Annotated in this window: 7 protein-coding genes; 5 read left to right on the forward strand and 2 right to left on the reverse strand. The window is 39.9% G+C overall.

Annotated elements, in window-relative coordinates:
• Positions 1-3: 3 nt before the first annotated feature.
• Complete coding sequence (locus H3299_RS14940) at positions 4-342, reverse strand: hypothetical protein (protein ID WP_182419961.1); 339 nt, start codon at positions 340-342, stop codon at positions 4-6.
• A gap of 553 nt (positions 343-895) precedes the next feature.
• Between H3299_RS14940 and H3299_RS14945 the strand changes: the two genes are divergently transcribed.
• Both H3299_RS14945 and H3299_RS14950 read left to right on the forward strand, forming a co-directional pair.
• Positions 896-1321 carry a hypothetical protein gene (locus tag H3299_RS14945; protein ID WP_182419962.1) on the forward strand — a complete coding sequence of 142 codons (426 nt, stop codon included), beginning with the start codon at positions 896-898 and terminating at the stop codon, positions 1319-1321.
• Between the two features lie 9 nt (positions 1322-1330).
• Positions 1331-1849 carry a hypothetical protein gene (locus H3299_RS14950; RefSeq protein WP_182419963.1) on the forward strand — a complete coding sequence of 173 codons (519 nt, stop codon included), beginning with the start codon at positions 1331-1333 and terminating at the stop codon, positions 1847-1849.
• 89 nt (positions 1850-1938) lie between these two features.
• On the opposite strand, the gene H3299_RS14955 is transcribed toward H3299_RS14950, so the two are convergent.
• On the reverse strand, positions 1939-2223 hold the full coding sequence (locus tag H3299_RS14955) for a hypothetical protein (RefSeq protein ID WP_182419793.1): 285 nt from the start codon (positions 2221-2223) through the stop codon (positions 1939-1941).
• Between the two features lie 211 nt (positions 2224-2434).
• Here H3299_RS14955 and H3299_RS14960 point away from each other — a divergent pair, with 211 nt between their 5' ends.
• The 3 genes from H3299_RS14960 (at position 2435) to H3299_RS14970 (ending at position 12905) form a co-directional block, all read left to right on the forward strand.
• Positions 2435-8275: an alpha-2-macroglobulin gene (locus H3299_RS14960; protein ID WP_182419794.1), complete on the forward strand. Its 5841-nt coding sequence runs from the start codon at positions 2435-2437 to the stop codon at positions 8273-8275.
• Positions 8276-8368: 93 nt separating this feature from the next.
• Positions 8369-10702, forward strand: coding sequence for a penicillin-binding protein 1C (pbpC, locus tag H3299_RS14965; protein ID WP_182419795.1), 2334 nt, complete (start codon positions 8369-8371; stop codon positions 10700-10702).
• Between the two features lie 205 nt (positions 10703-10907).
• The gene (locus H3299_RS14970) at positions 10908-12905 is read left to right on the forward strand and encodes an SEL1-like repeat protein (protein WP_182419796.1); all 1998 of its coding nucleotides are present in this window, start codon (positions 10908-10910) and stop codon (positions 12903-12905) included.
• Positions 12906-13077: the final 172 nt, after the last annotated feature.

Genomic DNA, 13077 nt, shown 5'->3' on the forward strand with positions numbered 1-13077 from the left:
AGACTATAATTCTTCCACATATGCTAAAAAGGCATCTTGTAAATCTTCATTAATGGTTTCACCCTTATAAATGAGCTTTACATCAGCAATATTGCCATCCTCTTCAATTAGATTAAAAATGCTGGAAAGTGTATCGATCATGACTTGCTTCATAATCATTAACAACGTTTCCTTTTCATCTGTATCTAAATTTTTTATAAGGTTAACTACGTTCTTGCCGTAATTATCAAAAGAGGGATCAGCTTTTATATCAAGATAACTATCACGATATAATTCAATATTTTCATCAATAATAGACTTATATATTATTTCAACAAAATTATGCTTATTATCTATAGACATTTTCCCTCCTATTTTTTTCCAGTATAAATGTAAATTCTATATCCATATTGGCTATATTTCAAAACATTTAAAACTATTTAATTATAATTCGAAATATCTACTAAAATGGGAATCATTTGGATATTTTAGTTAAAGAGTTATCATTAACAACATAATCGCAACCTTTAATGCTCGTACAATATATTCATACCAATTATGATTTTGCGACAATAATCGATGACAAAAAGTCCTTGGCGGCAAGATGCTAGCCTGCTAGTTTTTATCGCATTGCAGTTTGTATAAATAAGACGTGGCGGTTTTCGTGTTTCCACCTGCTAAAACAGCAGCAGAAAAAGCTATTGGCACCAATAGCCTTTTTCAACTATCGATGCGAACCCCTCTTATTGTTGCCATAAAACTTTAGCACAGTTTATTATTGATATTTCCTTTGCACATCAGAGCGCATTTCGCTCTGATTGGATCAGATCGGCGCACTAATCCATTGTTTACAAAGCGTTTTTTGTTTGAAAACCGCTTTAAATATAATCAAACTAACATTTAAGGTTTATAAATAATGGATTTAGTTGGCTATCTAGCACCCAATTTTATCGAAAATTCGCAGATAGAAGGCTCTTTTGCTTTTGTAAAAGATGCTGATCATTATACACTATATACTCTTAAGAATCCGCGACATTTCGCTATAATTTATTATCCAAGCCATCCGGAATTTAAGAAAATTAAAGATATTTATCCGCAAGATTATATATTTAATGAAATAAAATGTGCCTTTGAAAATAGTGAATTTAAAGACGAAATTTTAAATCCTCCCTATATTATTCATCGACAAAGTTTTAAAAGTATTTATTATAGTAAAGATAAAGGTGGCTATAGGGTTATATATGAAAACTCATGCTTAGAAAAATTAAGAACATACGTATTTTACGAATTACGGTTAGGTTTTACTATCAAAATGATATTGGAGCATCGGAAAACACAGTGAGTACTATTTTTGAAAGCAAATAAAATAGAACAGCAAATGCAATTTATTGGCAACGCTTTTGCGGCAGGAAATTTCAAGCCACCAATTTGTGTGGCAGAAGCCCTTGCTTTTGCTGAATGTATTTTTGAATATTTTCCCGTTAAATTACAAAACACAACAATGGTTATAAAAAGCCAGCTTGCCAAAACTGAGCTTGATGGATCAAAGATATTTGCAGATTATTGCGATAGGTTAAACATTTATAGCAATTTAAGTTACCATGATGCATTGGACATATTGATGATTTATCATGACCGATTAGCCCTTGAAATTTATAAGGACTATTATCCGCTAGGCGACTTTTCTGGCGTTTTATCGCTGGATGATAAGTTTTTCGAGTTGATAAGCGATCACAAACTTGCAGCCCAAGAATGCATTCATCGCTATAAAAAACGTGAGATGATAAAAATTGGTAATAAGCAATTTCGCCCAATACAACATCAGCGACTTAATGATAAATGCGCGATGATCATTGGAGTTAAGCTCTAAGCCTTCTTGGTGATGGGTAACCTTGGCTGAAACAACATTATATTTAATAAAAAATGAGCTGCTTTGTTGTTTTTAGTTGATAGTAAAAACTATTCAAATTTTAAGTACCAATTTTCAGTTTGACATTGTTGGCTTTCAAGATTCACCTCATCTTTGGTCGCAAAACTAAAATATTTAGGTGGATTTAATGTACGGTATGAAAAAAACACTTTTCCAGAAGATGTAATATAAGAGCCTATTTTTTCCTCATCCTTAAAAACATAGGCATTATTATGGTTTTTGATATTAGCACTTTGATCAAGAGTTAATTCTTCGCATAATATATGTGTGATATGACGTAATCGAAATATATCAACTATCTTAAGTTTTACCATTATTATAGCATCCCTCAAACCAAACTCATTTTATTTAGAAATATTCAAAATCATATATAGTGAATAATCTTAATTCAAAACGAATTTTCGAAAAATCTCTTAATAAAAATATATACTATATTGTGAAGTTTTTTGAAAAATGTAATATTCTTATCCAAATTGTGACTTTAGTATTTTTAATTGAAGACATTAACAAATTTATGGGCGAGTTATGGCATTTTTTAAAGCAATTTATTCTTTTTTCGCAAAAATCTTGAGCCTTATTTTTGGTAATGTTTCATGGGTGCCGCCTTTTTGGCTAAGACCCATTTGCAAATTATTTTCTCTCATTGGTTGTTTTTTTAAAAGATATACTAAAAGTGCTATCGCAAGTGTATTAGTTCTGATTGTCGCCATTGGTGCAGGAATCGGAGGCTGGATATGGTACCAGAACCAACCTCTGCCCTATATGGTAAGCTATGATTATTCTAATCCACCTTTATCCGATTATGATAAAAAGGATGTCAAAACCTATCCTTTAACTATTGAATTTTCAGATTCTGTCGCCCCCATTGATAAAGTCAATACAACAATTGAAGAGGGCGTAAGCCTATCACCACAAATCAAGGGTACATGGCATTGGTCTAATGACAAGGTCTTAACTTTTAAGCCGCAACAAGATTGGCCAATTGACCAAAAATATACTGTAAGCCTTGCGCAAAAAGGCTTGTTTACCGACGGCGTATTGCTAAAAGATTATAGTTTTGATGTAACCACTAGTCCATTTGCTATTTCGGTTAATAATTCAAAGCTTTATGAAGATCCGCAAGATCCTAATCAAAAGAAGATGGTAGCGGAAATTAAAGCAAGCCACCCAATTGATCAAAAGACTTTTGCAAAACATATATCATTTGAATTATCGCGCGGTCTTACTTATCAAAATAAGACTAATAATAATCCGCAAATTTTCTTTTCTGAAGATGGTTTAACCGCGTCTGTTCAATCAGCAATTTTAAGCATGCCGCTTGAAACCTCTACCGTTAAATTGAAGGTGTCAAAAGGCGTGACGTCAAATCTTGGCGGTAATGCTAGCACTGAGGAATTTAGTGCAAGCATTGATGTACCGGGACGTTATCAGTTAAGTTTTGGTGACGCAAAAATAGATTTTGTGCGCAATAATAATGGTGAACCAGAGCCGATTTTCATGTTTGAAAGCTCAAAACCGGTAAGCGATACTAATATTGATGGACAAGTGACAGCTTGGGCTTTACCTCAGCGTAAAAATGAATCTGGCGATCGCATTAATTGGCGCGACAATGAAATTACCGATAATTTGCTTGCTCGCTCGCGCAAAATTCCGCTTATTCAAATTCCTAGTGATAGCGCTCAAAATAGCCTTCATTCATTTAAGCTTAATGCTGAGCCCGGTGTGCAACTTTATGTGCGCATTAATGGCAAAATCCAATCTCAAGGCGGTTATTTATCGCGTGATGCGCAAACACTTTACACATCAAATATGCCCAATTATCCCAAGACTTTGCAATTCATGTCAGAAGGCGCTTTGCTTGGTCTTCGTGGTGAACGCACCCTTGGCGTTATGGCGCAAGGTGTAAGTGGCGCACAAGTTGAAATAGCCCGCGTTCTGCCAAAGCAGCTTCACCATTTGGTTAATCAATTGGATGGTAATTTTGTTCGCCCTGATATGAGCGAAAGCGAATTTGATACTTTAGTCGAGCGCGAAAATATCGACTTTGATCTTCCTGATATTGCCGTCAATAAAATGCAATATAGCTATGTGGATCTTGCTCCTTACCTATCAAGTGAAGATGGACGGCATGGTATTTTTGTTGTCCGCATGAGTGAAAAAGGTAGCTATGATCGCCAAACCCTTGGTGAGGTTACATCAGCGCGTGACATACGCTTTATTGTCGTCACCGATATTGGCATTATTGCTAAGCGCGACAGCAATCGCGGCCATGATATTTTTGTGCAATCCATCGAAACGGGCTTACCAATTGATAATGCCTTAGTGGAAGTTTACGGCGTTAATGGTTTGCCGGTTGCGCAAAGCTATAGCGATGAAACAGGCCATGCTTATTTTGGTGATTTAAGCGAATTATCTCGTGAAAAACGCCCGCTAATGTATGTGGTCACCAATGGCGAGGATCAATCTTTCTTGCCTATTAATAATGAAGGCCGCCAGCTTGACCTATCGCGCTTTGCTATTGGCGGTTTAATGGCAGATGGCAAAACCGATACGTTACGTGCTTTCATGTTTAGCGAGCGCGGCCTTTATCGCCCCGGCGAAACCGTGCATCTTGGCATGATTGTTCGCCGTGATGATTGGCATGGTAATTTGCAAGGCTTGCCGGTTGAGCTTACCATTTATGATCCTGCCCGCCGCGAAGTAAAGACCGAGAAAATGCAGCTATCGGCAGAAGGCTTTGAAAGCTATGATTTTGCGTCCGATCCTGCAATGCCTGCAGGTACCTATACGGCAGAGCTTGAGCTTGCCAACAAAAGTGGTGGCAATTATTCGCTTGGTAGCGTTTCATTTTCTATTCGTGATTTTGAACCAGACCGCATGAAAGTAACAGCTAGTCTTTCGCCAACGCCAATTAAAGGCTGGTTAAAGCCAGAAGAAGTTAAGGCAAGTGTCAAAGCAATGCATCTTTTTGGTGCGCCGGCAGGTGATCGGCGTACAAGCATGACCATGCGCATGGAGCCAGCTTTTGTTGGTTTTGATAGCTATCGCGATTATCGTTTCTATCTTGAAAACACCTTGGACGAAAGCCATGTTGAAGACTTGGCAGACCAAAAAACTGATGAAAATGGCATTGCCAATTTTAATCTTGATTTAAACCGCTTTACTGCAAGCGGTTATAAGCTGCAAGTTTTGGCACGGGTTTTTGAAGCTGATGGCGGCAGGAATGTTGCAGCAGACGCAAGCGCCCTTGTTTCACCGGCTGATTATATGGTGGGTGTCAAGAGTGATGATAATCTTGATTATGTGAATAAGGGAACACAACGGCGCGTCAACTGGCTTGCGGTTAATGCCAATTTGAAACCAATTGGTATTAATGGCCTTAGACGCGAAGTGGTGGAAGTGCGCTATGTATCGGTATTGGTAAAGCAATATGATGATACTTATCGCTATGCTTCGCGCAAAAAAGAAGTTGTGCTTGAAAATAAACCATTTTCTATTACTGAAAATGGCACATTTGATACACTCGACACCAGTAATCCGGGTGAATTTATTGTTAAAATTAAAAATGGTGATACGGTTTTAAACCAGCTTAATTATAGTGTTGCGGGCGATGCTAACCTATCACGCTCGTTAGATCGTAACAGCGAACTTACCCTTAAACTTAATAAAACCTCTTATAAGCCGGGCGAATTTATTGAAATTAATATTCGTGCGCCTTATGTCGGAGCAGGTCTCATCACCATCGAGCGTGATAAGGTCTATGCCCATTCTTGGTTTAAAACCGATACAACATCAAGCGTTCAATATATTGAATTGCCTGAGGGGTTAGAGGGCAATGCTTATATTAATGTGCAATTTGTCCGCTCGCCGCAATCGGATGAAATTTTCATGTCGCCACTTTCCTATGGTGTTGCGCCTTTTGCCATTAGTTTAGATAATCGCACGACCAATATTGCGCTTACAACACCAAAGACGGTTGAGCCGGGTGATGATATTGCCATTAAGGTCAACCTTAACCGCCCATCACAAGTGATGGTTTGGGGCGTTGATGAAGGCATTTTGCAAGTGGCACGTTATAGCCAGCCACGGCCATTGGATTTCTTTTTCAAAAAGCGCGCTTTGGAAGTTGAAACCACTCAAATTCTTGATTTGATCTTGCCTGAATTTTCAAAATTATTTTTGGCAGCTTCAGGCGGTGATGATGAAGGGGCGTTGTCCAATCATTTAAATCCATTTAAGCGCAAAAATAAGCCACCTGTTGTCTATTGGAGTGGCATTCAAGATATGCCGAAGGGTGAAAGTGAACTTAATTGGCAAGTGCCTGATTATTTCAACGGTAAAGTGCATTTCTTTGCGGTGGCAGTTGATCAAAACCATATTGGTATTGCCCAAAGCTATACGGAAAGTAAGGCACCAATTGTACTCACCCCAAATGTGCCGGCTTTTGTTGCTCCTGGCGATGTGGTCAATGTGTCAATGGGCGCATTTAGCAATCTAGCTTCGCAAGATGTGGTAAGTTTGACCATTGAGCCAAGTCGGGCTTTCGAGATTATTGGTGACAAGACCCAGCAATTCACTGTTGATCCACTTAAAGAAGCAACCGCTAATTGGCAGTTAAAAGCTTCCAATGATAATGATGGCAACAAATTAGGTGCCCATGATATAAAATTTGTTGCAAAATTGGCTGATGGCCGTAGCTTTACTATGGTTGAAAATGTTTCTGTCCGTCCACTATCTGAACGACGGGTGCAGTTAAGCGCTAAAATCACCAATGATAAGGTTATAACGCTTGAACCAACACGCAAGCTTTATTCGCAATTAAGCAAGGTAGAGGCATCTTTTGGCTATTCACCGCTTAATTGGGCAACCGGCCTTAATCAATATCTTGATAATTATGCCTATGTTTGCACCGAGCAAACCATTTCTAAAACCATGCCATCAATTATTTTTGGCAAAGCAGAAGACAGTGATGCAGCAAAAAATGTTGCCAATACATTGACAATATTAGGCCAACGCATGAATAGTTCTGGTGGTTTAGGGCAATGGAATGCAACACCCGATAGCGATATTTTCGCAACGCTTTATGCGGTTGATTTTATGCTTGATGCGCAAGAGCGTGGTTTTTATGTAGCGAGCCAAAATTTTGAACGCACAAGAGCCTTTTTGAAAGACATTGCAGAAGAACCACCTTTTGAAGGAATGAACGGCTTTCGTTTACAAGCCTATGCAATTTACTTGTTAAACCGCCAAGCACAAAGCCTTGGCATTAGTCCTAGTTTCAATGAGCTTGCTAATCTTCGCGAGCGACTTGACACTTATTATGAAAAAAAGGAATGGCAAAAAGATACGACTGCTGTTTATATGGCGGCCAGTTATTTGATGTTTAAGCAAAATAAAGAAGCCAATGCCTTGGTAAATTCCATTGATTGGCAATTGCTTAAAAATAATGAAGATAGTCAATATTACTTTGATGATGCTTTAACGCATGATAGCGAAACGATCACCATACTTGGTCGCTATTTCCCTAACCAATTATCAAAAATTCCAAACGAAGTTTGGCAAAAAATTGCCGATAATTTACAAAGCCAACGCTATAATAGTCTTTCATCGGCATTGCTTATTCGTGCAGCATCAATTTACGAAAATGCAGTGCAAAATAGTGGTGCCTCAATCGAAGCTGTTGTCAAACAAAATAATGATCAAACAACAAGTGTGACTTTAGAGGGTAGCCCATCAAAAGCCATTTTACCTTTTGATTTTAAATCCTTGACACTAACAAAAAGCCGATCCGACTTACCAGGTTTTGTGCTGTTAAGTGAAGCTGGCTATGATATTAACAAAAGCCAAGAACCACGAAATAATGGCATTGATATCTTCCATGATTATACCGACCTAAAAGGCAACAAGATTGATAAGGTCAATGTTGGCGATGAATTCTTGGTGCGAGTAAGAATGCGCAGCACAGGGCAAGATTATGTCGGTGATGTCGCGATTGTTGATCTTTTACCAGGTGGTGTTGAACTTGTTTATCGCCAACCCAATCATTCGCAATCTTCTGATGACGATGAAAGTGGTGATGAGGGTGATGAGGGCAATGAATATGATAGTGAAGGCGATGAAGAACAGGCATTGCCAGCCGTTGGCGAGCCAGACCAAAGCGATTGGCAGCCTCACTTTATTGATCCACGTGACGACCGCGTTGTGCTTTACGGCAGCTTAGATAAAGAAGTTGGCACATTTACCTATAAGGTACGCGCTATCAATGCAGGGCAATTTACCATTCCGGCCGCTTTTGCTGAAAGCATGTATAATCCGCAAATTAATGGTGAAGGTGCTATTGGTAAGCTGATTATTGAGGTAAAATAGTAAACCGCAAAAATTGCGATAAACCATGACAAAATACGCCATGATGGTATCATGGCGTATTTCATATAAAGACTTAAAACTGGTATGGCTTAAATGCGGCGGCGTTTTTTTACAAAATCAAGATTGCGGCGATATTTACGCATTTTTCTTTATAGCTTTGCTTTTTTAAGCTTAGTACTCGTCGCGCTGCGCCTTTGGCCCCATACACCGCTTAAACAACAATTTTCCTATTCAAGGCTTGTTAGCGACCAAAATGGGCAAATTTTGCGTTTAACCTTGAGCAAAGATGATCATTATCGACTTTTTGTGCCGCTTGAAGACATGTCACCGGTAATGGTCGAATCCATTATGCTAAAAGAGGATCGCTATTTTTATTCCCATTTTGGCGTTAATCCCTTTGCGCTGTTTCGCGCTAGCCTTGCGACTTATATTGGCGGCAATCGCCAAGGCGCGTCCACCCTTACCATGCAACTAGCGCGCAAAATTTACAATATTAATACGCGTTCAATCTCAGGTAAAACGCAACAAATATTAGCAGCCCTTTGGTTAGAAGCGCGTTACAGCAAAGCGGAGATTTTAGAAGCCTATCTTAATCTTGCGCCAATGGGTGGCAATATTGAAGGCGTGGAAGCGGCTGCGCAAATTTATTTCCATAAATCTGCACAGAAATTATCCCTAAATGAAGCCCTCGCCTTAGCTGTTATTCCGCAAAGCCCAACAAAACGCGCAAGTTTTGGACTTGAGACCCAAAAAGCGCGGCTATTATTGCTAAATGATTGGCGCGACGCCAATAAAGATGATCCGCGCAGTGCGGCATTAAATGATTTACCAATCACCGCTTATACAAGGCGCGATTTGCCATTTTTAGCCCCCCATTATAGCGATTATCTGCTTGCCAATTACCGTGAAGACCAGTTACAGGGCACCCTCGACTTGAAATTGCAAAAGGCAATAGAGGCAATTAATACTGGCTATATTAAAGATCGCAGCCGCTTAGGTATCCGCAATAGCGCCATTTTAATCATTGATAGCCGTGATATGGGCATAAAGACCATGATTGGCTCAGCAGATTTTTTTAATGAGAAAATCCATGGCCAAGTCAATGGCACCATCGCCGCGCGCTCGCCGGGGTCAACAGTAAAGCCGTTTTTATATGCTTTGGCGATTGATCAAGGCATTATCCACCCAATGACCATGCTTAAAGATGCGCCAACTATGTTTGGATCGTTTCAGCCTGAAAATTTTGATGGCCGTTTTGTCGGACCATTATCGGCGCAAGAAGCGCTTATCCGTTCACGCAATGTGCCTGCCGTTTGGCTGGCCAGTAAAACCCGTAAACCAAGCCTTTATCAGTTTTTAAAAAATGCTGGCATTACGGGTCTGCGACCAGAAGAAAGCTATGGACTATCCATTGCCCTTGGTGGCGGTGAAATGAAAATGTTGGAACTTGCCAGCCTTTATGCCACCCTTGCCAAAGACGGCAAAAGACAGTTTCCGCGCTTTTTAAAAACCGAGCTTTATCATGAGGGCGAGGCACTAATATCACCAGAAGCTAGCTTCATCACCCGCCAAATGCTTTATCAAAACCCGCGCCCCGATGGTTTGCCAAAAGATCGCCGTGGAAAAGATTGGCCTGTTGCATGGAAAACCGGCACATCATGGAGTTACCACGATGCCTGGACAAGCGGCATGATTGGCCCCTATATTGTGGTGGTATGGATTGGCAATTTTGACAATAGCGGCCCTACTGCCTTTATTGGCGTGCGTTCTGCAGCGCCGTTATTTTTTAAGATTGCTGATGCTTTGCCAATTTTAAAGCCCAATGAAAAGCAATTAGTACAATTGCCGCCTAAAAATGTCGTGCGCGTTGATGTTTGTGCAGCCTCTGGCGATTTACCTAATGAATATTGTCCAAAACGAAAGCAAACTTGGTTTATTGCCGGCGTTTCGCCAATTAAAATTTCCAATCTACATCGACCATTAATGATTGATACACGCAGCGGCGAAATTGCCTGCCCACCTTATAATAAGCCCTATATTAAACAAGAAATTTTTGAATTTTGGCCAAGTGATTTAAATGCATTATTTGACACGGCTGGCTTGCCACGGCGTAAACCACCCACGCAAAAAACATGTGGTATTACAGTTAAATCTGACAATATGTCCCCACCGCAAATTCGTTATCCGTTGGTGAATGTCACCTATGTTTTAAAGCGCGATGATGAAAATGATCATATACGCTTAGAGGCGGATGCGCCGGCCGGCGTAAAACGGCTTTATTGGTTTGAAAAAGACCGCTTTCTTGGCGTTGTAACTCCAGGAACAAGCCTTGATTGGCGGCCAAAACAGGCAGGGCGCATGCAATTGCGAGTAAGTGATGAAAATGGCAATACGGCCTTGCGTACAATTAATGTAAGTTTTAATTAAATTTGTTAAAAATTAAAATATTTAATTTGCCATTGATACAAAATACTAAAATTTACGAGCGTTTAACAATAAAGAGACGTGCTCTAGATGTATAAAAGCAAGCAAGTGCTATTTACATTTTTATCTTTTGGCATTTACATTAAATCTGATGCATATGAGCCAGTGTAAAACAGCTTTGTTATTGGTTAAATAATAGGGATTAAAAATGAGCCGCATTTTACAAATTGTAATGAGTATTTTTTTCATTGCCATTATCGGCACAATTGCTTTTGTTTTTATCCATTATCCCGATCATCATGTCACGCGTCTAAAAGCCGATCTCGGCGACAGTCATGCCCAAGTTAAACTTGGTATGCTATATTATACAGGTGATACTGTCAGCCAAGATTATGACATAGCAAGGCACTGGTTTACGCTTGCGGCAGAGCATAATAATGCTCAGGCACAATTTAATTTGGGTGTTATGTATAAGCAAGGGCAAAGCTTTGCCCAAGATGACGCCAAAGCTCGCGAATGGTATGAGCGTGCGGCTAAACAAAACGACCCAAACGCCCAAAACAATTTAGCTTTTCTCTATATGAATGGTCAAGGTGGCGCAAAAGATACAAAAAAAGCAATTGAATTATTTAAAAGCGCCGCTAATCAAGGTCAAGTTAACGCGCAATTGCAGCTTGGCAGATTATATTATGCCGGAAGCGGTGTTGAAAAGAATTATAGCGAAGCGTTTAAGTGGTTTGAATTAGCAGCAAAACAAGATTATGCACCGGCGCAATTTATTATGGGTGTTATCTATGCTGAAGGCGATGGCGTTGCGCAAGATTATGCCAAGGCGCGCGCGTGGTATGAGCGTGCGGCTAACCAAAATGACCCAAAGGCCCAAAACAATTTAGCTTTGCTCTATGTGAATGGCAAAGGCGGCGCAAAAGACACAGAAAAGGCGATTGAATTGTTTAAAAGCGCCGGCAATCAAGGTCAAATTAACGCGCAATTTCAGCTTGGCAGATTATATTATGCCGGAAGCGGTGTTGAAAAGAATTATAGCGAAGCGTTTGAGTGGTTTGAATTAGCAGCAAAACAAGATTATGCACCGGCGCAATTTATTATGGGTGTTATCTATGCTGAAGGCGATGGCGTTGCGCAAGATTATGCCAAGGCGCGCACGTGGTATGAACGTGCGGCTAGCCAAAATGACCCAGACGCCCAAAACAATTTAGCTGTGCTCTATGTGAATGGTCGAGGTGGCGCAAAAGACATAGAAAAGGCGATTGAATTGTTTAAAAGCGCCGCCAATCAAGGTCAAGTTAACGCGCAATTTCAGCTTGGCAGATTCTATTATACTGGAAGCGGTGTTGAAAAGAATTATAGCGAAGCGTTTAAGTGGTTTGAATTAGCAGCAAAACAAGATTATGCACCGGCGCAATTTATTATGGGTGTTATCTATGCTGAAGGCGATGGCGTTGCGCAAGATTATGCCAAGGCGCGCACGTGGTATGAGCGTGCGGCTAGCCAAAATGACCCAGACGCCCAAAACAATTTAGCTGTGCTCGATGTGAATGGTAGAGGTGGCGCAAAAGACACAGAAAAGGCGATTGAATTGTTTAAAAGCGCCGCCAATCAAGGTCATGTTGACGCGCAACTGAGCTTGGCGCAATTGTATTATGACGGCAAAGGGGTACGCCAAAATTACAGTGAAGCTTTTAAGTGGTTTGAACTTGCAGCACGCCAAGGCAATTCTAAGGGGCAGTTTTATTTAGGCTATATGTATGAAGAGGGCGATGGCGTTGCACAAGATTATACCAAGGCGCGTGAATGGTATGAGCGTGCAGTTAGCCAAGATGACAGGAATGCAAAAAATGCTTTGGCATTGCTTTATATTAATGGCAATGGCGTGCCAAAAAACCTAGAAAAAGCCATTGAATTATTTGAAAAATCAGCCAATCAAGGTAGCCTTTCGGCACAAATAAATTTAGCGCGATTATATTATGAAGGCCAGATAGTTCCGCAAAACTATGATACGGCAAAAAAATGGCTTTCTATGGCGGCAAACAAAGGCCATGCCGCATCGCAATTAAATCTTGGTAATTTATATTATGAAGGTAAAGGTGGAAAGATTGACAAGGCGGAAGCGATAAAATGGATAAAGCGAGCGGCAGATCAAGATTTTGGACCAGCCATTCAAAAATTAAAACAAATTGAGCCTTAATTTTACAAGATTTTTCCGGTAATCGTGTCGATATTGACCTCAATCTAGTAAATATTACCTAATTGCCAATCTGCTATTTGGAATAGGCAATTGATAATAAAGTAGATAAAATACAAATAATATTTAAATATTTATACTCTAACGTCATCAGTAATAAAGTCTATGCTAATGT

It is taken from the genome of Bartonella sp. HY038, from assembly GCF_014117425.1.
Classification (GTDB): domain Bacteria; phylum Pseudomonadota; class Alphaproteobacteria; order Rhizobiales; family Rhizobiaceae; genus HY038.

Coding starts and splice junctions, on each gene's coding strand:
- H3299_RS14940 (WP_182419961.1), bottom strand. CDS start 342: ATGTCTATAGATAATAAGCATAATTTTGTTGAAATAATATATAAGTCT.
- H3299_RS14945 (WP_182419962.1), top strand. CDS start 896: ATGGATTTAGTTGGCTATCTAGCACCCAATTTTATCGAAAATTCGCAG.
- H3299_RS14955 (WP_182419793.1), bottom strand. CDS start 2,223: ATGGTAAAACTTAAGATAGTTGATATATTTCGATTACGTCATATCACA.
- H3299_RS14960 (WP_182419794.1), top strand. CDS start 2,435: ATGGCATTTTTTAAAGCAATTTATTCTTTTTTCGCAAAAATCTTGAGC.
- pbpC (WP_182419795.1), top strand. CDS start 8,369: ATGCGGCGGCGTTTTTTTACAAAATCAAGATTGCGGCGATATTTACGC.
- H3299_RS14970 (WP_182419796.1), top strand. CDS start 10,908: ATGAGCCGCATTTTACAAATTGTAATGAGTATTTTTTTCATTGCCATT.